Consider the following 20267-nt stretch of genomic DNA (forward strand, 5'->3'; position numbering starts at 1 on the left):
GTTATCAGGGCGCGCCCGCATATAGGCCGTTGCTAAACTTTGCTGTTTACGTGCCTGGCCGATTGCCGCAAGAGGACGCCATTGCACGAAGGGTCGAAAACAGGGGGACCAGCCGTGTCGGACGAGACGTCCAATCTCGAATTCCAGCCGCGCGCCCAGGGCGCCGTCATGGGTTTCCCGGCGCATGAGGGACGGCCGGGCGCGCTCGGCGAGGTGCATGCCCGCCCGCATCCGCTGATCGAGAAGCCGCGCGTGCTGGTGCAGCTTGCCTTCATGACCGAGGGCGGTTCCGGCGTCGACATGGCCGTGCTCTCCGAACTGTCACGGCGCCTCGGCATCGCCGCGCCTGACCGTCAAGCCCGCCACCATGCCATGAAATGGGGCAAGGGCACGCTGCGCTGGGAACGGCACACGGAATTCTCGACCTATCTGTGGGAAGGGCCGCTTTCCGAGAGCGGTAGGGCGCAGGAGGACTCTCCCTTCGGCAACGGGTTTTCGCCGCCGGGAACGGTCATTTCCGGCATCCGGCTGGAAATCCGCAAATGGACGCAGGCGAGCGAGAGGCTGATCGCCGGCTTCGACCCGACCAGCCTGTGCTATTCGCTGGTCGAGCGCGGCAATGCCGCCATCATCACCGACTTCCGCCAGGACGGCGACGGCATGACCCGCATCCTGGTACTCGATCGCGGCCTGACGCCGGCGCGGACCGGCGCGCTGTCACAGCGGCTGATCGACATCGAGACCTACCGCACGCTGGCCATGCTCGGCCTGCCGCTGGCCTTGACGCTGTCGGGCCGTGCCCGCCGCATCGAAGACAGGCTGGCGCAGACCACGCTGGAAATGAAGGTCGCCGAGACCCGCGACAGCCAGACCTTGCTCGCTGACCTGACCGAGCTTGCCGCGGAACTCGAGGCCGATGCCGCCTCCAGCCTCTACCGCTTCGGCGCCAGCCGCGCCTATGACGGCATCGTCGTCGAGCGGCTGGAGGCGCTGGAGGAAGAGGCGGTGCCTGGCTACGACACCTGGGGCGGCTTCCTGCAGCGGCGCGTCGCGCCCGCCATGCGCACCTGCCGTTCGGTCGAGGAACGCCAGGCCAATCTGTCGCGCAAGCTCACCCGCGCCACGACTTTGCTGCGCACTTGGGTCGACGTCGAAGTCGAGAAACAGAACCGCGACCTGTTGGCGTCGATGAACAATCGTGCCCGCCTGCAACTGCGCCTGCAGCAGACGGTGGAAGGGCTTTCGGTCGCCGCCGTCTCCTACTATGTCGTCGGCCTTATCTCCTATCTGGCCAAGGGCGCCTCGATCTTTGGCCATGCCTTTGCGCCGGAAGTCGTCACCGCGGCCTCGGTGCCTGTTGCCGTGCTGCTTGTCTGGTGGGGCGTGCGCCGCGTGCAGCGCATGCACTCCGAACCGGCGAAACATCCCGGCGAATAGGCCAGCCGGCCTTGCTGCAGATGTGATCGGCGCGCAGCGGCACATTGCCGCTGCGGAAGGCCGTTTCATGGCCGGCTTTCGATTTTGACCAAAGCGGGGTTTGCAACAGCTGCCACTAGCTGGTAAAAGATTTTTACCAGTCAAGCGATGGAGCCTGCTGATGTCCGGCCTGGCCATGCCGAAGCCAGACGATGCCACGATGCGCCGGCGCGACGAGATCGTCGCCGACATGCGCATCATCGTGCCGGGCGAGGGCGTCGTCGATGCCGAGAACTCCATGCGCGCCTTCGAGAGCGACGGCCTCACAGCCTACCGGCAACTGCCGCTGGTTGTCGTGCTGCCGGAGACTGTGGCGCAGGTCTCGCGCGTGCTGAAATATTGCAACGACCGCAACATCCGCGTCGTGCCGCGCGGCTCCGGCACCTCGCTGTCCGGCGGCGCGCTGCCGCTCGAAGACGCCGTGCTCCTGGTCATGAGCCGCTTCAACCGCATCCTCGAGATCGATTTTCCGAACCGCGCCGTCGTTGCCCAGCCGGGTGTCACCAATCTCGGCATCACCACCGCCGTCGAGCAGGAGGGTTTTTACTATGCCCCCGATCCATCCTCCCAGATCGCCTGCTCGATCGGCGGCAACGTCGCGGAGAATTCCGGCGGCGTGCACTGCCTGAAATACGGCCTCACCGCCAACAATGTGCTCGGCATCGAGATGGTGCTCATGAATGGCGAAGTGGTGCGGCTCGGCGGCAGGCATCTGGACTCAGAAGGCTACGACCTGCTCGGCGTCATGACCGGCTCAGAAGGCCTGCTCGGTGTGGTCACCGAGGTCACCGTGCGCATCCTGAAGAAGCCGGAGACGGCGCGGGCGCTTTTGATCGGCTTCGCGACCAGCGAGCAGGGCGGCCAGTGCGTCGCCGACATCATCGGAGCCGGCATCATCCCCGGCGGCATGGAGATGATGGACCGCCCGGCGATCCACGCGGCGGAAGATTTCGTCCATGCCGGCTATCCGCTCGATGTCGAGGCGCTGCTGATCGTCGAGCTCGACGGGCCGGGTGTCGAGGTCGACCACCTGATCGGTCTCGTCGAGGCGATCGCCTACAAGAACGGCTCGACCACCTGCCGCATCTCGCAATCGGAGCAGGAGCGGCTGAGCTTCTGGGCCGGTCGCAAGGCGGCCTTCCCGGCGGTTGGCCGCATCTCGCCCGACTATTACTGCATGGACGGCACCATCCCGCGCAAGGAACTGCCGCGCGTGCTCGCCGGCATGCGCGAACTCTCCGAAAAATACGGGCTCGGCGTCGCCAACGTCTTCCACGCCGGTGATGGCAATTTGCACCCGCTGATCCTCTACGATGCCAACGTGCCGGGCGAGCTCGACAAGGCCGAAAGCTTTGGCGCCGACATATTGCGGCTCTGCGTCAAGGTCGGCGGCGTGCTGACCGGCGAGCACGGGGTCGGCGTCGAAAAGCGCGACCTGATGCCGGAAATGTTCAACCAGATCGACCTCGACCAGCAAATGCGGGTCAAATGCGCCTTCGATCCCAACCATCTGCTCAACCCCGGCAAGGTCTTCCCGCAGCTGCGCCGCTGCGCCGAGCTGGGGCGGATGCACGTGCATCGCGGGCAGGTGGCGTTTCCGGACATTCCGAGGTTTTGATGGTGATGGCGTCTCAAGTCGACGTGTCGGCGTTCCTTCGCGCCCCCCTCTGTCCTGCCGGACATCTCCCCCACATGGGGAGAGATCGGCTGTCACTGCGGCTTTCGCCAATCTCCGACGTTACAGGAATGGGCTCAGCGCAGAAGCTGCCAATCTCCCTCCATGTGGGGGAGATGTCCGGCAGGACAGAGGGGGGCGCGAAGGAACGCCGCGTTTTCGCATTTGCAAATGGCGCGGTCGTCCGATGACCACCTTCACCCCCGCCACCGCAGCCGAAACCCTTTCCACCGTCCAATGGGCGGCGGCGGAAGACGCGCCGCTGGAAATCCTTGGCCATGGCTCCAAGCGCGGCATCGGCCGACCGCAGCAGAGCGAGCACACGCTCGACCTGTCGAAGCTCACCGGCGTCACGCTCTATGAGCCGGCCGAACTGGTGCTGTTGGCCAGAGCCGGCACGCCGCTCGCCGAGATCGAACAACTCCTGGCGCAAAACGGTCAGCAGCTGGCCTTCGAGCCGATGGACTACGGCCCGCTGCTCGGCGGTATGCCCGGAAAGGGCACTATCGGCGGCGTGCTGGCCGCCAACCTTTCCGGCCCGCATCGGCTGAAGGCGGGGGCGGCGCGCGATCATATCCTCGGCATCAGCGCGGTTGCCGGTCGCGGCGAGGCCTTCAAGTCCGGCGGCCGCGTGGTCAAGAATGTCACCGGCTACGACCTCTCCAAGCTGATGGCTGGCAGCTGGGGCACGCTTGCCGTGCTCACCGACGTCACCTTCAAGGTGCTGCCGGCGGCCGAGACCGAGGTCACGCTCGCCATCCGTGGCCTGCTCGATGATGCGGCCACTACCGCCATGGCGTTGGCACTCGGATCCAGCGCCGAAGTGTCGAGTGCCGCTCATCTGCCCGAACGCGTCGCCGCGCGCGTCGCCGCCGGTCACCTTGGCAGCGAAGCCGCGACTCTCCTGCGCGTCGACGGGTTCGGCCCATCGGTCGCCTACCGCATCGCCGCGCTGAAGCAGCTGCTCGGCAAGGCTGGTCCGCTGCAGGAGATTGCGGGCGAGGCGTCGAAGACCATCTGGCGCGATGTCCGCGATTGCGTGCCCTTCGCCGACGGCACGGAAAAACCGGTCTGGCGCGTCTCGATGGCGCCGTCGCAGGCGCATCAGATGGTGCTGACGCTGCGCATGCAGGCCGGCGTCAGCGCCTTCTACGACTGGCAGGGCGGGCTGATCTGGCTGCGCATGGAGGCGGGGGATCCCGAGGCGAGCCTGCTGCGCGGGCTGATCCGCAAGCATGGCGGCGGCCACGCGACGCTGGTGCGTGCCGCCCTATCGCATCGCGCCGCCGTGCCGGTGTTCGAGCCGCAGGCCCCGCATCTCGCGGCCCTGTCGGCGCGGCTCAAGGCCGAATTCGACCCCAAGGCGATCCTTAACCCCGGCCGCATGGCGCCGGGCTCAGGCTCTGCTACTCTGAACCCGACAACGGAGGGAGCAGCATCATGAGCAACACCAATCCAGGCCAGAACACACCGCGCCAGACCGACCGCTGGCTGGAGCCGGGCGCGATCAACGCCCTGGTCATCTATATCCTCTATCTCGCCGGCCTCGTCATCGGCATCACCGGCCTTGTCGGCATCGTGCTCGCCTACATCAATCGCGGCAAGGCCGGTGGCTTCGTCGAGAGCCACTATACATTCCTGATCCGCACCTTCTGGATCGGCCTGCTCTACGCGCTGATCTCGATGGTGTTGATCTTTGTAGCGATAGGCTTCCTGCTGATGTTTGCGGTCGCCGTCTGGTTCATCGCCCGCTGCATTCTGGGCATCCAGGCGTTGCAGCGCGGCGAGCCGGTCAAGAACCCGGAAAGCTGGTTGCTCGGACAATAGAGCATGATCCCGAACCGAAGGTCCGCGACAGCGAAAAGTGGGAACCGGTTTTCGGAAAAGATCATGCTCAGATGGTAAGGACTTTTGCGTGCAGACCAATTTCTCAACTGCCCAGCTTGCCGATCCGCATGTGGCGGAATCGGAGAAGATCCTGCGCAAATGCGTGCATTGCGGCTTCTGCACCGCCACCTGCCCGACCTATGTGACGCTGGGCAACGAACTGGATTCGCCGCGCGGGCGGATCTACCTGATCAAGGACATGCTGGAGAACGGTCGTCCGGCCGACAAGGAGATCGTCACCCATATCGACCGCTGCCTGTCCTGCCTGGCATGCATGACCACCTGCCCGTCGGGCGTCAACTACATGCATCTGGTCGACCACGCCCGCGCCCATATCCAGGAGACCTACAGGCGCCCGCTGCTTGATCGGCTGACCCGCGCCATGCTGGCCTTCGTGCTGCCCTATCCCGCGCGCTTTCGCGCCGCGCTGAAACTGGCGAAGCTGGGAAAACCCTTTGTCGGTCTGTTCGAAAAGATCCCGGCGCTGAAGCCGCTCGGTGCCATGCTCAAGCTCGCTCCGGTCTCGATCCCCACGGCGTCGCCGATGGCGTCTCCGGGCATCCATGCCGGGCAGGGGACAAAAAAGGGTCGCGTCGCCATCCTCACCGGCTGCGCACAGTCGGTGCTCGACCCCGCCATCAACGACACGACGATCTCTCTACTTACGCGGCTGGGTGTCGAGGTGGTGGTGCCGGAGGGGGAGGGCTGTTGCGGCGCGCTGGTGCATCATATGGGCCGCGAGCAGGCGGCTCTTGCTTCGGCGAGACAGAACGTCGACGCCTGGACGCGCGCCATCGAGAACGGCGGGCTCGATGCCATCATCATCACAGCGTCGGGCTGCGGCACCACCATCAAGGATTACGGCTTCATGCTGCGCCTCGATCCGGCCTATGCCGAAAAGGCGGCGCGCGTCTCGGCGCTGGCCAAGGACATCACCGAATATCTCGCCGCTCTCGACCTGCCCAAACCGGTCCGTAAGCCCGGCACCGTCGTCGCCTATCACTCCGCCTGTTCGCTGCAGCACGGCCAGAAGATCACCCGCCAGCCGAAGGAACTGCTCACCAAAGCCGGCTTCGTCGTGCGCGAGCCGCGCGAGGGACATCTGTGCTGCGGCTCGGCCGGCACCTACAACATCCTGCAATCCGAGATTTCGGCAAGGCTGCGCGACCGCAAGGTGAGGAACATCGAGGCGACGGGCGCCGAAATCGTCGCCACCGGCAATATCGGCTGCATCACCCAGATCGCGTCGGCTGCGAAGCTCCCGGTGGTGCACACGATAAAACTGCTCGACTGGGCCTATGGCGGGCCGCGGCCGGAAGGCGTTTCCGAGGAAAGGCTTGTCGCTGCCGAGTGACGGCGTACCCGGCTGCTCGATTGCGGGTCTATTCCGCCGCGAGTTTGTCCGCCACGCCGTACGTCGCGTTGTAGAGGGCGCGCTGGCGGTCGAGCGCCACCATCGTGTTGCGCAGCAGGATCGCCACGGTGATCGGGCCGACGCCGCCCGGCACCGGCGTGATCCAAGAGGCGACCTCCCTGACGCTGTCGGTGTCGACGTCGCCGACGATGCGGCTCTGCCCGTCGGGTCCGATCTCCGAATTGATGCCGATGTCGATCACTGCGGCACCGGGCTTGACCATGTCGGCCTTGATCAGCCGCGGCTTGCCGACGGCGACGAACAGCGCATCGGCGCGCCGCGCATGCGCCGCCACCGAGCGCGTCATGTGATGGCACACTGTCACCGTCGCGCCTTCGCTCATCAACAGGAAGGCGATCGGCTTGCCGACGATCTCGGAGTGGCCGACGATGACCACTTCGAGCCCCTTGAGGTCGAGGCCGGTTTCCTTGAGCAGCTCGACCGAGGCCGCTGCCGTGCAGGGCGCCAGATCGAGCTGGTTGTAGACGATGTTGCCGATCGAGGCCGGGTGCATGCCCTCGACGTCCTTAAGCGGATGCACCGCCGCCTGCAGCGTCTTGATCGGGATATGCGCCGGCACCGGCCGCTGGATGATGATGCCGGTGACTCTGGGATCGGCGTTCAGGCCATGGATCGCTGCTTCCAACTCACCGGCGCTGATGTCGGCCCCAAAGCGCCGTTCCTCGAAGCCGATGCCGGCGAGTTCCGCCTTGGCGCGCTGGTTGCGCACATAGACGTCAACCGCCGCGGTGTCGCCAACGGTGATCGACACCAGCTTGGGCGGGAAACCTTCGGCTCTCGCGATCGCGGCATCCTCGCGCACGGCGGCGATGATACGCTGGGCAACCGGGCCACCCTTGAGATAGCGGCTGTCATCGGGGCGGGACATGGCTGGGACCTTTTGGAGCGGGGGATCTTGGCTCGGCGAATTGTGCGCTGCAATAGCAGAGCACGGCCGGCAAATCAGCCCCGAAAACGAAACGCCCTGCCTCCGGGGCGACCTGTCGCACAAAAAGCGAAAGGGCAGCGCGGTTTCCCGTGCTGCCCTTTCGTGACTGGCCGCATCCCCACACGGCCCGTCCCCCGTTTACTCTTTGGCAGTCTAAGCACGTCTCCCAAAAAGCGCGCTATGGCTTGAGGGCAACAGCCACGCCAAAAACGACTCAGCGCTGCCTAACCGGCTGATTCGCAGTCACTATATCACCACCACGGTCGTTCCGACGTTCACCCGCTCGTAGAGGTCAACCACGTCCTCGTTGCGCATGCGGATGCAGCCCGACGACACCGCGCCGCCGATCGTCCATGGCTGGTTGGTGCCGTGGATGCGGTATTCCGTCGTGCCGAGATAGAGCGCGCGCGCGCCGAGCGGGTTTTCTTCGCCGCCGGCGAGATAGGTCGGCAGATAGCGGCCCTTGGCGGCCTCGCGCTTGATCATCACCGCCGGCGGACGCCAGTCCGGCCAGACGCGCTTGTTGGTGATCTTGTGCGTGCCCGACCATTCGAAGCCGGGTTTGCCGGTGCCGACGCCATAGCGCCGCGCCTTGCCGTTCTTCTCGACCAGATAGAGGAAATTCTGCGTCGTATCGATGACGATCGTGCCCGGCTTCTGCGGCCCGTCATAGGCGACTTCCTGCGGCAGGTAGATCGGGTTGATCTGCGGCCGCATGACCACACGCTTGGCAGGCGCCTGCACGGCTGCGGTGCGCACCTGGTCGGGCCGCATCGGTTGCGCGTAGCGCGGGCGCGGCTGCTGCGCGATCTGCCGGTTCTGCCGCACGATGCCCGGGGCGCGGCCCAGCTGCAGCACCCAGGGTGCAGAAAGGTCGGGGCTCACCATCACCGGCGGCCGGTCGGCATAGCGGTCATCCGCATAAGAGGACGTGGCGCCGGCCGCAAGCAGGGCCGCGGCGCCGAGCACGGAATGCAAAAGGATATTCATCGGAACGCACCTTGATCGTCTGACACGCGGGGGAAAGTGCCCCCGGTTGCGCGATCCTTGGCGCGAAGCGGCAACCGAAACATGAATCGGAATGCGTAAAATGCCGCTTTGTCAGTAAACCTTTTGGTGTGGTTACCGGCCAGTTCAGGAATCTGGTAAAGCCGCGGTAAAATCAGCGCAAAGACGCATTAACGAATGGATTTCTTGTGATGGCAAACGAAGATACCGGCCTGCTCGCCGGCCCCGATGGCATCTCACGCTGCTTCTGGCACGGCAATCTGCCCGACTATCTGCACTATCACGACCATGAATGGGGACGGCCTGTTTCCGACGACCGCAGGCTGTTCGAAAAGATCTGCCTCGAAGGGTTTCAGTCGGGCCTGTCCTGGCTGACCATCCTGCGCAAGCGCGAGAACTTTCGCGAGGCTTTTGCCAATTTCGAGTTCGACAAGGTTGCGGCCTTCACCGACAAGGATGTCGAGCGCCTGGTCGGCAATGCCGGCATCATCCGCCATCGCGGCAAGATCGTCTCGACCATCAACAACGCCAAGCGCGCCCGCGAAATGGCCGACGAATTCGGCTCGCTGGCGGCATGGTTCTGGAAATTCGAGCCAGGCCCGGACGAACGGCCCGAGATCGTCGACGTCGCCCATCTGCGCGCCAATCCGACGACGGCGGTTTCGGTGCGGATTTCAAAGGAATTGAAAAAGCGCGGCTGGAGCTTCGTCGGCCCAACCACCGTCTACGCCTTCATGCAGGCGATGGGCCTGGTCAACGACCATCTCGAAGGCTGCGTCTGCCGCAAGGAGGTCGAAGCGGAGCGGAAGAAATTCAAGCGCCCGAAATGAGCAGCAGTCAGGTTCCGCTGGCGCCGGTCAGGAACAGGCCGGCGACGATCGCCGCCAGCGCGGCGAAGGCCGGATAGATCACCAGCAGGCCGGTCATCAGCGCATCGCGCACCGTCGAGCCCTTGCGCTCGTCGGCACTGATCTCGAACGGACCTGCCATCTGGCTTGTCGTCACGGATGCATTGCTGCCCGCCGGCCGCAGCCGCGCCGGCAGTTCGCGGACGCCGCTGTGTTCGATGTCGAACTTTCCTGCCGTGGTCATGGCCCGAACCCCTTGTTTCGGCGTGCTTATCGGCTCTAATTGTGTCGGCACGATGCCGCACCCATGGCGGAATTGTTTCCTTTTGGCGCAGTTTGTTTCAGCAAAGGCGCAAACCCTTGCCGCTCCGGGCTGCATCGGTTAGGACACGCGCGCCGCGGAAATAGGAAATTTCCTACCGCGCAACGCCACGAAACACCGAGTATCCATCCCATGGCCGACAAATCGGAAAAGACGAAAGCGCGGCTGCCGCGTGGCTTTGCCGACCGCAGCGCCGACGATATCCGCGCCGTCGAGAAGATGATGGCGACGATCCGCTCGGTCTATGAGCTTTATGGTTTCGAGCCTGTCGACCAGCCGCTGATCGAATACACCGATGCGCTGGGAAAATTCCTGCCCGACCAGGATCGCCCGAACGAAGGTGTGTTCTCCTTCCAGGACGACGACGAGCAATGGCTGTCGCTGCGCTACGACCTGACCGCGCCGACGGCGCGTTTCGTCGCCGAAAATTATGAAAAGCTGCCGAAGCCCTATCGCAGCTATCGCTCCGGCTGGGTGTTCCGCAACGAAAAGCCCGGCCCCGGCCGCTTCCGCCAGTTCATGCAGTTCGACGCCGATACGATCGGCACACCGGGCGTGGCGGCGGATGCCGAGATGGCGATGATGATGGCAGACGTGATGGAGGCGCTCGGCATAAAGCGCGGCGACTACGTCATCCGAGTCAACAACCGCAAGGTGCTGGATGGCGTTCTGGAGGCGATTGGTCTCGGTGGTGAGGAGAATGCCGGGCGCCGGCTGACGGTGCTGCGCGCCGTCGATAAGTTGGACAAGCTGGGTGTGGAAGGTGTGCAGTTGTTGCTGGGCACCGGACGAAAGGACGAGAGCGGAGATTTTACAAAGGGCGCTGGACTGGACAAGCAACAGATCGAGCTGGTGATGAACTGCGTCGCCGCAGTCGGCGAAATGCGCACCAGCAACCATGCCACCGTACAAGATCTGAAAAACTCTCTCGGAAACATATCGGCTTGTGAAGCAGGCTTGAACGAACTCGAAGAAATTGCGTTGCTTTGCGACGCAGCTGGATATGGACCGGCACGAATTAAGATCGACCCATCCGTCGTACGCGGCCTTGAATACTACACCGGTCCGGTCTTCGAGGCCGAACTGCTCGCCGAAATTCCCAACGAGGACGGCCAGATCGTGCGCTTCGGCTCGGTCGGCGGTGGCGGCCGCTATGACGGGCTGGTCTCGCGTTTCCGTGGCGAGCCGGTGCCGGCGACAGGCTTTTCCATCGGCGTCTCCCGGCTAATGACGGCGCTGAAGAACCTCGGCAAGCTCGACATGTCGGATGTGATCGCACCGGTCGTCGTGCTGGTGATGGACAAGGACACCGAAAGCCTCGGCCGCTACCAGAAGATGGTGGCCGAACTGCGCGCCGCCGGCATACGCTCGGAGATGTATCTCGGCGGCGCCGGCATGAAGGCGCAGTTGAAATATGCCGACCGCCGCGGCAGCCCGGTCGCCATCATCCAGGGCGGCGACGAGCGCGCCAAAAGCGAGGTGCAGATCAAGGATTTGATCGAAGGCGCGCGCATGTCGGCCGAGATATCCGACAACGCCGAATGGCGCGCGGCACGGCCGGCGCAGGTGACGGTGGCGGAGAGCGGGCTGGTTGGTGAGGTCAGGAAGATCCTGGCTGCGCAGGCAGCCGATCGCGCGAAAGGTGGCGCTTGAGCACCCCCCTCTGGCCTGCCGGCCATCTCCCCCTCAAGGGGGGAGATTGGATGCCGCGCATGCTTTCTCCAATCTCCAGCGCTGAAGAAGAGGCGCTGAGCCGCAAGCTGCCGATCTCCCCCCTTGGGGGGGAGATGGCCGGCAGGCCAGAGGGGGGCGCCTCGCGCCCAACCTATCCATGACTTCCCGCTATCCCGCCATCGCCGCCGACATCGCCAACCTCTTCGCCGCGCGCAACACGCATGCGGTCGAGGTCGCGGTGCTGCAGCCGGCCGATCCGTTCCTCGACATGGCCGGCGAGGATCTGCGCCGCCGCATTTTTCTCACCGAGAGCGAGACCGGCAAGACGCTGTGTCTCAGACCGGAATTCACCATTCCGGTCTGCCTCGACCATATCGCCAGCCAGGCCGGCACGCCGCGCCGTTATTCCTACCTCGGCGAGGTGTTTCGCCAGCGCCGCGAGGGCGGCAACGAGTTCTTCCAGGCCGGCATCGAGGATCTCGGCGACCGCGACACACCGCAGGCCGACGCCCGCTCGCTGGCCGACGCGCATGCGCTGCTGTTGCTGGCGCTGCCCGGCAAGACGCTGGACGTCACGCTTGGCGATCAGACCATTTTCGAGGCGGTGCTCGCCGCACTCGGCCTGCCGCGCGGCTGGCGCATGCGCCTTGCCCGCGCCTTCGGCTCGGCATCGATGCTGGAGGCGGCGCTTGCCGACCTCGCCAATCCGCCGCGCAACGGCCAGCTTTCCGGCCCGGTCGCGGCTCTTGTCCTCGATGGCGATCTGGACGGGCTTTCCGCGCATATCGCCGGCGGTATGGAGGAAACCGGCCTGTCGGCATCGGCCGGACGTTCGCCGTCCGACATTGCGCGCCGCCTGATCGAGAAGGCCGAATTGCGCAGCGTGCGGCTCTCCAACGAGGCGTTCTCGGCGCTGAAGACATTTCTGGCGATCGACGTGCCGCTTGGCAGTGCGGCCCAGGCGCTCGAGGCCTTCGCGGCAAGCGCTGGCCTGTCGCTGGGCGCGGCACTCGACAATTTTGCCGCCCGCGCCAAGGCGATCGAAGCGCATGGCCTTCCGACCGCGACAATTCACTACGACGCAGCCTTCGGCCGCCCGCTCGACTATTACACCGGCTTGGTCTTCGAGATCGCGGTGGAAAATGGCGAGCGGCCGCTGGCCGGCGGCGGCCGCTATGACCGCCTGCTGACGCTGCTCGGCGCCAAGACGCCGATCCCCGGCGTCGGTTTTTCGGTCTGGCTCGACCGCATCGAGGCGCTGCGGGAGACGGCGTCATGATCACGCTGGCGCTGCCGTCGAAAGGCCGGCTCAAGGAGCAGGCGCTGGAGGTCCTGGCCAAGGTCGGGCTTGCCGTCAGCCTGCCGGGTGACGAGCGCAAATACCGCGCCCGCATCGAAGGCATGGACAGCATCGAGGTGGCCTTCCTGTCCGCATCTGAAATTGCCGGCGAGATCGGGCAGGGGTCGGTCGACCTCGGCATCACCGGCGAGGATCTGTTGCGCGAGAATGTTGCCGACTGGGAGGCGCGTGCCGAGATCGTCGCCCGCCTCGGCTTCGGCAATGCCGATGTCGTGGTGGCGGTGCCCGACATCTGGCTCGACGTCGATACGATGGCCGATCTCGACGATGTCGCCGCCGATTTCCGCCAGCGCCATGGCAGGCGGCTTCGCATCGCCACCAAATACTGGCGGCTGACGCAGCAATTCTTTTCGCAAAAGCACGGCATCCAGGTCTATCGCATCGTCGAGAGCCTCGGCGCCACCGAAGGAGCGCCGGCGGCCGGCTCGGCCGATGTCATCGTCGACATCACCACCACCGGCTCGACGCTGCGCGCCAACCACCTCAAGGTGCTGACCGATGGCGTTGTTCTGCGGTCGCAGGCTTGCCTTGTCGCGTCGAGGAAGAAGCGCGCGGCGGCGGATGAGGCGCTATTGCGCGACATCGCGGCGAAGATGAGCGCCCTCCCTCCCCCTTGAGGGGAGGGTAGACAGCCGCCGAGGGCGGATGAACGGGTGGGGTCCGCGGTGACGCGCTCCATCCTTGGTCAAAGCCAAATAGAAGGTTGAGGCAGTTGAGGCGACCCCACCCGCCTCGCTACGCTCGGCACCCTCCCCTCAAGGGGGAGGGGTACCATCGACGGGATTTCCACCACCCCGGCAGGCTGATAGGTTCGGTATGTCTGCGGAGGAGACGGCAATGGCGATCAAACTCGACGAGCTGAACAACGCCACCAATCTGCGCGGCCCGGGCAAGGGTGGCACCTTCGTCGCGCCGATCGACGGCAGGGCGCATGTGTCGGGCGAGCGTACCGTGCCGCTGCTGAACAAGACGATCCCGGAGCTGTTTTCCGATACGGTCAGCAAATACGGCACGCTCGATGCCGCGGTCTTCGTCGATCAGGACAAGCGCTTCACCTGGAGCGAATTGTCGGACACCGTGGATGCTCTCGCCGCCGGCTTCCTGGCGCTCGGCCTCGAAAAGGGCGAGCGCGTCGGCATCTGGTCGACCAACCGCTGGGAATGGCTGGCGACGCAGTTTGCCACCGCGCGCATCGGCCTGATCCTTGTCAACATCAACCCGGCCTACCGGCTGACCGAGCTGGAATATGCCCTCAACAAAGTCGGCTGCAAGGCCTTGGTCACCGCCGTCAAATTCAAGGCCTCAGACTATCTCGGCATGATCGAGACGCTGGCGCCGGAGATCGCGACCGCTGCCCCCGGCAAGCTCAGGGCGAAAAAACTGCCGGCGCTGAAGATCGTCATCCGCATGGGCGAGGACAATTCGCCCGGCATGTACAATTTCGAAGACGTGCTGGCGATGGCCGGGCGCGACGAGCATGACAGCCTCGACCGCATCTCCGAGGGACTGAAGCCCGGAGAGGCCATCAATATCCAGTTCACCTCAGGCACGACCGGCGCGCCGAAGGGTGCGACGCTGACCCACAACAACATCGTCAACAACGGCAATTTCGTCACGTCGGCGATCAAGCTCACCGTCGACGACCGGCTCTGCATCCCGGTGCCGCTCTATCATTGCTTCGGCATGTCGATGGGCACGATGGGCTGCGTCACCAAGGGCGCCACCATGGTCTTCCCAGGCGAGGGTTTTGACGCCGGAGCGACGCTCAAGGCGGTGGCACAGGAACGCTGCACCGGCCTCTACGGCGTGCCGACCATGTTCGTCGGCCTGCTCGACCATCCGGATTTTGGCTCATTCGACCTCACCAGCCTGCGCACCGGCATCATGGCCGGCTCGCCGTGCCCGATCGAGGTGATGAAGAAGGTGGTGTCGCTGATGCACATGTCGGAGGTGACCATCGCCTACGGCATGACCGAGACCAGCCCGGTGTCGTTCCAGAGCGGCGTCGACGATCCGCTGGAAAAACGCGTCTCGACGGTCGGCCGCATTCATCCCCATGTCGAGGTCAAGGCCATCGACGCCGAGGGCGCCACCGTCGCGGTCGGCGCGCCGGGCGAGCTTTGCACGCGCGGCTATTCGGTGATGAAGGGCTATTGGGACGACCAGGAGAAGACCCGCGAGGCGATCGACGCCGATGGCTGGATGCACACAGGCGACCTCGCGACCATCGACGCCGAGGGCTATTGCAACATCGTCGGCCGGGTCAAGGACATGGTCATCCGCGGCGGCGAGAACGTCTATCCACGCGAGGTCGAGGAGTTCCTCTATCGCCATCCCAAGGTGAAGGAAGTCCAGGTGTTCGGAATTCCCGATGACAAATATGGCGAGGAGCTGTGCGCCTGGATCGTGCTCAGGCCCGGCCAGACCGCCACCGAGCAGGAGATCAAGACCTTCTGCACCGGCCAGATCGCCCACTACAAGATCCCGCGCTACATCCGCTTCCGCACCGAATTGCCGATGACGGTGACCGGCAAGCCGCAGAAATTCCTCATGCGCGAGGCGATGATCGAGGAACTGGGACTGGTGACGCAGAAGACGGCTTGAAGAGTCGAATGCCGGTTAGGATTCCGCGGGGTTCGGCAGAAACGCACAAGGCTTGAATGCGTGGTTTCGCACGATCGGTGACTTCCTATGCGATGCCCTTGGCCGCCCTGGCGATGGCCGTCGCGGTCAGAGCCAGCGGGCTATCGGTAGACGAAGGTTCGCTGAGCATCAGGATATTTGTCGGAGCGCTTTCGAGTGCGATCATGTTCACCACCATTTTCGTGGTGCTCGACCACGCCGAGGCGGTGGCCCATCGTGTGGGGGAGCCCTACGGTACGTTGGTGCTGACTTTTGCCGTGACGGCAATCGAAGTGTCGATCATCGTTTCCATGATGCTGCATGGAGAGAACAACCCTACGCTGGCGCGCGAGTCCGTTTTCTCTACGGTGATGATTACGTCTACCGGCGTTGTCGGCATGTGTCTCACGCTTGGCGGCTGGCGTCATCGCAAGCAGGCGATTGTTCGACAAGGGACCAGCGCATATCTGGCGGTTCTGGTCGCACTGACCGTCATGACGCTAATTCTGCCGACCTACACGCGAACCACGGATCCCGGCACATTTTCAGCAGCTCAGCTTGGTTTTGTGAGCGTACTTTCCGTGCTGCTCTATGCAAGCTTTGTGTTCGCGCAGACCGTGCGGCACCGGGACGACTTCATCGAGGGGCAAGCACACCACGCTTCGGTGCGAACCGCCCCTCACGAAAGCATCTCGGCCAGCGCTTTGCTCTTGCTGATCGGGCTGATCGGAATTGTCATGCTCGCCGAGCAAGTTGCCGCAAGCGTCGAAGATGCGCTCGTTGCCTACCAGGTGACTCAGGCTGACAGTATCGTGGGGGCAATGATCGCCGGGCTGGTTTTGATGCCGGAGGCCATTTCGGCGATCCGTGCTTCACTCAACAATGAGCTGCAGCGCGGTTTGAATGTCGCGATGGGTTCGGCTTGCGCGACGATTGGTTTGACGATACCGGCGGTCGCAGCCGCCAGCCTGGTGACGGGAAGAGGCTTAACCCTGGGGCTCCCGGAGGCTGACGCCGTACTTTTGATTTTAGCGCTTTTCATATGCGGCGTAAGCTTCAGCAACGAAAGAACCACATTCCTGACCGGAATGGTCCATATCGTCGTATTTTTTACTTTCGTATTTCTGATATTTATACCTTAAAGCTTTGGTGCGATCTGGCAATCGGACGCATGGATGGGACGGCGCCCGGCTGGAAAATCGCTATCCGGCTTGCCCGCATCATCAAAGCGTCGCCAGCCGCGAATTCGGCACGGTCTTTCCATAGGCTCGGCGCAGCGTCGCCTTCTCCTCCAGCGCGACGATGACACGCGTGGCGAAATCCGTCTTGTACATGTCGGCGAGCCGTGCCAGCCCGCCTGGCGTAAAGACATTGATCTCCAGAAGTTTGTCGCCGACGATGTCGAGCCCGACCAGAAACATGCCGTCGCCGACCAGTTTGGGGCGTACCATCTCGGCAATGCGCAACATCGTGTCTGTCACCTTGACCTTGCGGGCTGTTCCCGCGGCGTGGATGTTGGAGCGGACGTCGCCTTTGGCTGGGATGCGGCGAAAGGCGGCGTAACTTCCGTCGCGCATCAACGGCAGGCCGTTCATCAGGAAAAGCCGCACGTCACCGGCCTTGGCCTCCGGAATGTAGGCCTGCGCGATGAGATAGCCGTCACCACTGGCGGCCTCGAAAATCTGGTTGAGGTTGGAATCGGCAGGTGTCGCAATATGGAAGACGTTCTTGCCGCCCGACCCTTGCAGTGGTTTGACGATGCAGCCCTTCGAGTGCTTGTCGATGAATGCGCGGATCTCGGCAATGCTGCGCGATATCAGGGTCGCCGGCCGAACCGCTTCGGGAAAGGTCTGCAGGTAGAGCTTGCTCTGTGCCTGTGCCAGACCGTCCGGATCGTTGACGACGATGACGCCCTGTTCCGCTGCAAGCCGCCCGAACATGATGCCGGCATTGGCGGCCCATGGCCGATCGGTAGCGTCGAGCGACGGGTCGTTGCGCAGAAACAGGATATCGATATCGCTTGCCGCGAACGTCTTTTTCTGCTTCGCGGCATCCTTCAGGGCAGCATACAGTTTGTCGGGCGTCTTGTAGGGAGCGTCCGGCAGCACCGCGACATTGACAGCCAGACTGTTGTCCGGACGCAGTATGAAGTCGCCGGGTTCGACATAGACGACAGAATGGCCGCGCTGGATTGCAGCCAGCGCCAGCGTTGTCGTCGTGTAGCCGGGCGTTTCGCTCTCGACCGAATTGACGAAGAACGCAATGCGCATCGGGTGCTCCCTCAAGTCTCAACCATATCGATCGGATCGATCCCCGCCATCGCTTTCTTGAGCCGCGGACGCGCCGCGTCGGAAGAAAGGAATGCGGGTTCGAGGCGCGGCGCGCGCAGCAAGCCGCGCGCGTTGAGTTCCTGGATTGCGCCGAAATGCGCGGCGGAGATCTTGCCGATCCAGAACGGCGTGAGGCTGCCGCCATTCCTCAGATGATCGAGGACCTGCACCACGCCGCGCAGATAGATGGCGTCCTTTGCCAGGCCGCCACCTCGAAAGACACGCAGCACGACGTTGAAGGCGCTGCGCTCGTCGAGCCCGAAATCCTGGTGGAGGACGCGGAAGGTTTCCTCGAACGTCGCACCCTCGAGCATCGCCTGACAGGCGATGACCCTGGCCGCGATCAGCCGCAGCCGCGCTGCGGTCATGCCGCCGACCAGATATTCCGCCAGCACGGCCAGTCCCTCCTGCATGCCCTCGTAGCCGGCGAGCCCGTTGCGGAAGATGGCGAGCCCCTGCGCATCGCCGTTGAAATAGGTCAGCAGATGGACGCCGATCTCGTGACTGAGCAGTGCGGTCAGACGCTCCGGTGGAAGGTTGGTATCGCGCGAAACCAGTAGCAGGTTTCGAGAGACGAGCAGGCCGGCCGGCAGGTCGCCGCGGATCTCCACGGAAGCATCGAAATCGGGGTAGGCGGCACGGTATCCGGCGATCATGTCTCGCGCGGCCGCGGCGACGGCGTCTGCGCCCAGCCCCTTCTGCCTCGCCGCCGACGCAGCGCGGGGCGCCTTTTCGAGAATGGCGCGTGCTCTCGCCGCCAGGCTCGGCTCGACGCTGCCATAGAGTGCTCGTCCGAGTTCGACGAAACGGGGCGTCTCGCGTGCCGCGAGCATCGACAGCTGGAGATCGAGCTCCTGCTGCTTTTGCGAGAGAAGCTTGGTCAGCAGCGGATCTTCCAGATGATCGAGCGAGACCGAATAGAGCTTCCGCTTCTGGGCGGCGACCTCGAATTCGAGCGGCCTGTAGAGCAGTGTGGGGACATGCTCGAAGCCACCCGCCTGGAATTCCCGCCAGGCTGGTTCGGCGTTGATCGGCGTGACGGCAAGCAGGAAATCGAATGTCGACGCGACGCTGTCTAGTGCCCGGTCGGCGCGCACGACAGCGTCGATATAGGCGCGCCGCCCCAGCGAACGATGGGTTGCCGGCGGTTCCAGCTTTGATGCCTTCAGAAAGGCGCTGACCGCCTGAAGCGCGGAATCCACCATGTTGGCGACGACAAGGTCGCGCAATTCGGGATAGACGCGCTCGCTGCCAGGCACCCTGTAGATCGGCGCGAAGCGCACCGTGAGGCCCGCAACATCGCCGAGATCTTCCGAGAGCCGTGCTTCGGCGCGTGTCGTGGGATTGAGTTCGTCGACACGCGGCGTGCGGTATTTCGCTTCGCGTCCGGACGCCGCAGTGGCGAAGCGCTTGAGCGCCGCCTTCTCCGCCGCGGTGTCGCCGCTGGCCAGTGCAATCTCGAAAGGCGGCAGGAACGGCACGTCCTCCGTCAGGAACCGGTCTTCGGCCAACTCGCCGATGTCGATGACGAGGAAGGCGCCGCAATGATCGCGCATCCTTCGCGCCACCAGCCGCGCGACCTTGCCGGCGAAGCCACTATCGGCCACGATGAGATAGGACGCATTGGCGGAAACAATTTGGAACGCCGCATCCTGCTGCGACCCGACATGGACGCAGAGAAAGGGCAGCGGCCGATCGATGTGCAGACGGTTGCCGTCGCCGAACTCGCGGCGGATCGGTTTGCCGTCCCGGAAAAGCGCGTCCAGGTCCGCTTCAATATCAGCCAACGGAGACGCAGCCTCGACGAGCTTCGGCTTCATGTCATGCCCCGCAGCGCGGCCTCGAGAACGGGCACGGTGGACGCCAGCATGGCACGCAGCCGTTCGATCGCTGCCCAGTCGGGCTCGCCGCTCCATTCGTCCATGAAGATCTTCTTGAACTCGACCGCGATGGCACACCCGGTCTCGGGGAAATTGGCATGCACAAAACGGGTCTGTTCGCCCTTGCCCTGGAAAGACACATTCTCGCGCACGTCGATCGGTTCGCCATTGAAACGCTGGCCGCGCAGCGCATCCGTGAAGGCGTCGACGATCGACGCCCAGCGCGCGCGGTCCATCGAGAATGTGCCGATATTGATGTCAGGCGCGCCATCTTGCGACGCAGGCGCTGCTTTCGGCCCTTCGCGCCGGTGGTTGTAGCTGTGGACATCGACAAGGACGAACCTGCCGTAGCGCTTCTCGACATCGGCGAGCACACGCTTGAGCTCGCCATAGAACGCGTCGTGAAAGGCGAGGGACTCGTTCACAATGTCCTCGGCGGGCGGCTCTCGCCATACGTTCAGGCCCCAGGACTGGTCCGGCGACCGGTAGACCGCAGCCTCGCGCACGCGGTTCAGGTCGACTTGAAAGCGCGATCGATGAACGACGATCTGGGTGGGGAAATCGGCGATAAAGTGCTCGGTGAAGGGGTCCTCCTCCCGCAGCCGGTCAGGGTCGGGGATGCACATGAGCGATTGGCAAGTGCGCCCGACGTCGGAGCCGCTGTGGATCGCCGTGCCAATGACGGGGGAATCGCCAAGCTTGATTGTCCAGCCAGCCGGTGACCCGCTCGCAGCATTGTTGAAAATAGGCTTGCTCAACATCCATCGAAATGCGTGGAGAGGGCGGACGGTTCCGGGGCAGTACAAAAGCCCGGCGGGTTAC

General features: G+C 64.2%; 17 protein-coding genes. 11 read left to right on the plus strand and 6 right to left on the minus strand.

What is annotated here, in order from left to right; all coding sequences use genetic code 11:
* Window positions 1-114 precede the first annotated feature (114 nt).
* The 5 genes from AC04SI_RS17870 (at window position 115) to glcF (ending at window position 6392) form a co-directional block, all read left to right on the plus strand.
* Window positions 115-1437, plus strand: a complete 1323-nt coding sequence (locus AC04SI_RS17870; RefSeq protein ID WP_404281209.1) for a DUF3422 family protein — start codon at window positions 115-117, stop codon at window positions 1435-1437.
* Window positions 1438-1597: 160 nt separating this feature from the next.
* Window positions 1598-3094: an FAD-linked oxidase C-terminal domain-containing protein gene (locus AC04SI_RS17875; RefSeq protein ID WP_488474582.1), complete on the plus strand. Its 1497-nt coding sequence runs from the start codon at window positions 1598-1600 to the stop codon at window positions 3092-3094.
* Between the two features lie 244 nt (window positions 3095-3338).
* Window positions 3339-4595, plus strand: a complete 1257-nt coding sequence (glcE, locus tag AC04SI_RS17880; protein WP_404281211.1) for a glycolate oxidase subunit GlcE — start codon at window positions 3339-3341, stop codon at window positions 4593-4595.
* Window positions 4592-4978 (plus strand): DUF4870 family protein, encoded by a 387-nt coding sequence (locus tag AC04SI_RS17885; protein ID WP_404281213.1) that lies wholly within the window; start codon window positions 4592-4594, stop codon window positions 4976-4978. The genes glcE and AC04SI_RS17885 overlap by 4 nt, the downstream gene beginning before the upstream one ends.
* Before the next feature lie 88 nt (window positions 4979-5066).
* Window positions 5067-6392 carry a glycolate oxidase subunit GlcF gene (gene glcF, locus AC04SI_RS17890; protein WP_404281215.1) on the plus strand — a complete coding sequence of 442 codons (1326 nt, stop codon included), beginning with the start codon at window positions 5067-5069 and terminating at the stop codon, window positions 6390-6392.
* A gap of 28 nt (window positions 6393-6420) precedes the next feature.
* Here glcF and AC04SI_RS17895 read toward each other — a convergent pair whose 3' ends face one another.
* Both AC04SI_RS17895 and AC04SI_RS17900 read right to left on the minus strand, forming a co-directional pair.
* Window positions 6421-7341 (minus strand): bifunctional 5,10-methylenetetrahydrofolate dehydrogenase/5,10-methenyltetrahydrofolate cyclohydrolase, encoded by a 921-nt coding sequence (locus AC04SI_RS17895; RefSeq protein ID WP_404281217.1) that lies wholly within the window; start codon window positions 7339-7341, stop codon window positions 6421-6423.
* Between the two features lie 306 nt (window positions 7342-7647).
* On the minus strand, window positions 7648-8391 hold the full coding sequence (locus tag AC04SI_RS17900) for a L,D-transpeptidase (protein WP_404281219.1): 744 nt from the start codon (window positions 8389-8391) through the stop codon (window positions 7648-7650).
* Window positions 8392-8600: 209 nt separating this feature from the next.
* On the opposite strand from AC04SI_RS17900, the gene AC04SI_RS17905 reads away from it, so the two are divergent.
* Window positions 8601-9239: a DNA-3-methyladenine glycosylase I gene (locus AC04SI_RS17905; RefSeq protein ID WP_488474583.1), complete on the plus strand. Its 639-nt coding sequence runs from the start codon at window positions 8601-8603 to the stop codon at window positions 9237-9239.
* 7 nt (window positions 9240-9246) lie between these two features.
* Here the strand turns inward: AC04SI_RS17905 and AC04SI_RS17910 are convergent, their stop codons facing one another.
* Entirely contained in the window at window positions 9247-9501 is a 255-nt protein-coding gene (locus AC04SI_RS17910) for a hypothetical protein (RefSeq protein ID WP_404281223.1), read from the minus strand.
* Window positions 9502-9711: 210 nt separating this feature from the next.
* On the opposite strand from AC04SI_RS17910, the gene hisS reads away from it, so the two are divergent.
* The 5 genes from hisS (at window position 9712) to AC04SI_RS17935 (ending at window position 16377) form a co-directional block, all read left to right on the plus strand.
* Window positions 9712-11232: a histidine--tRNA ligase gene (hisS, locus tag AC04SI_RS17915; protein ID WP_404281225.1), complete on the plus strand. Its 1521-nt coding sequence runs from the start codon at window positions 9712-9714 to the stop codon at window positions 11230-11232.
* Between the two features lie 178 nt (window positions 11233-11410).
* On the plus strand, window positions 11411-12532 hold the full coding sequence (locus AC04SI_RS17920; protein WP_404281227.1) for an ATP phosphoribosyltransferase regulatory subunit: 1122 nt from the start codon (window positions 11411-11413) through the stop codon (window positions 12530-12532).
* Complete coding sequence (gene hisG / locus AC04SI_RS17925; RefSeq protein WP_404281229.1) at window positions 12529-13230, plus strand: ATP phosphoribosyltransferase; 702 nt, start codon at window positions 12529-12531, stop codon at window positions 13228-13230. The genes AC04SI_RS17920 and hisG overlap by 4 nt, the downstream gene beginning before the upstream one ends.
* A gap of 220 nt (window positions 13231-13450) precedes the next feature.
* A complete protein-coding gene (locus tag AC04SI_RS17930; RefSeq protein WP_404281231.1) occupies window positions 13451-15217 on the plus strand; it encodes an AMP-binding protein in 1767 nt (588 codons plus the stop codon).
* Between the two features lie 56 nt (window positions 15218-15273).
* The gene (locus AC04SI_RS17935) at window positions 15274-16377 is read left to right on the plus strand and encodes a calcium:cation antiporter (RefSeq protein ID WP_404281233.1); all 1104 of its coding nucleotides are present in this window, start codon (window positions 15274-15276) and stop codon (window positions 16375-16377) included.
* An 81-nt stretch (window positions 16378-16458) separates the two neighbouring features.
* Here AC04SI_RS17935 and AC04SI_RS17940 read toward each other — a convergent pair whose 3' ends face one another.
* Genes AC04SI_RS17940 through AC04SI_RS17950 form a run of 3 tightly spaced genes read right to left on the minus strand, consistent with a single transcriptional unit; the run spans window position 16459 to window position 20206 of the window.
* On the minus strand, window positions 16459-17505 hold the full coding sequence (locus AC04SI_RS17940) for a glutathione synthetase (protein ID WP_404281235.1): 1047 nt from the start codon (window positions 17503-17505) through the stop codon (window positions 16459-16461).
* A gap of 11 nt (window positions 17506-17516) precedes the next feature.
* Entirely contained in the window at window positions 17517-19385 is a 1869-nt protein-coding gene (locus AC04SI_RS17945) for a flavohemoglobin expression-modulating QEGLA motif protein (RefSeq protein WP_404281237.1), read from the minus strand.
* Entirely contained in the window at window positions 19382-20206 is an 825-nt protein-coding gene (locus tag AC04SI_RS17950) for an N-formylglutamate amidohydrolase (RefSeq protein WP_404281238.1), read from the minus strand. The genes AC04SI_RS17945 and AC04SI_RS17950 overlap by 4 nt, the downstream gene beginning before the upstream one ends.
* Between the last annotated feature and the right edge of the window lie 61 nt (window positions 20207-20267).

It is taken from the genome of Mesorhizobium sp. CNPSo 4689 (assembly GCF_057784325.1).

Bases quoted from the DNA above. Each gene is read 5' to 3' on its own strand.
- AC04SI_RS17875 (WP_488474582.1), top strand. From the start codon at position 1,598: ATGTCCGGCCTGGCCATGCCGAAGCCAGACGATGCCACGATGCGCCGG.
- glcE (WP_404281211.1), top strand. From the start codon at position 3,339: ATGACCACCTTCACCCCCGCCACCGCAGCCGAAACCCTTTCCACCGTC.
- AC04SI_RS17885 (WP_404281213.1), top strand. From the start codon at position 4,592: ATGAGCAACACCAATCCAGGCCAGAACACACCGCGCCAGACCGACCGC.
- AC04SI_RS17895 (WP_404281217.1), bottom strand. From the start codon at position 7,341: ATGTCCCGCCCCGATGACAGCCGCTATCTCAAGGGTGGCCCGGTTGCC.
- AC04SI_RS17900 (WP_404281219.1), bottom strand. From the start codon at position 8,391: ATGAATATCCTTTTGCATTCCGTGCTCGGCGCCGCGGCCCTGCTTGCG.
- AC04SI_RS17905 (WP_488474583.1), top strand. From the start codon at position 8,601: ATGGCAAACGAAGATACCGGCCTGCTCGCCGGCCCCGATGGCATCTCA.
- AC04SI_RS17910 (WP_404281223.1), bottom strand. From the start codon at position 9,501: ATGACCACGGCAGGAAAGTTCGACATCGAACACAGCGGCGTCCGCGAA.
- hisS (WP_404281225.1), top strand. From the start codon at position 9,712: ATGGCCGACAAATCGGAAAAGACGAAAGCGCGGCTGCCGCGTGGCTTT.
- AC04SI_RS17920 (WP_404281227.1), top strand. From the start codon at position 11,411: ATGACTTCCCGCTATCCCGCCATCGCCGCCGACATCGCCAACCTCTTC.
- hisG (WP_404281229.1), top strand. From the start codon at position 12,529: ATGATCACGCTGGCGCTGCCGTCGAAAGGCCGGCTCAAGGAGCAGGCG.
- AC04SI_RS17930 (WP_404281231.1), top strand. From the start codon at position 13,451: ATGGCGATCAAACTCGACGAGCTGAACAACGCCACCAATCTGCGCGGC.
- AC04SI_RS17935 (WP_404281233.1), top strand. From the start codon at position 15,274: ATGCGTGGTTTCGCACGATCGGTGACTTCCTATGCGATGCCCTTGGCC.
- AC04SI_RS17940 (WP_404281235.1), bottom strand. From the start codon at position 17,505: ATGCGCATTGCGTTCTTCGTCAATTCGGTCGAGAGCGAAACGCCCGGC.
- AC04SI_RS17945 (WP_404281237.1), bottom strand. From the start codon at position 19,385: ATGAAGCCGAAGCTCGTCGAGGCTGCGTCTCCGTTGGCTGATATTGAA.
- AC04SI_RS17950 (WP_404281238.1), bottom strand. From the start codon at position 20,206: ATGTTGAGCAAGCCTATTTTCAACAATGCTGCGAGCGGGTCACCGGCT.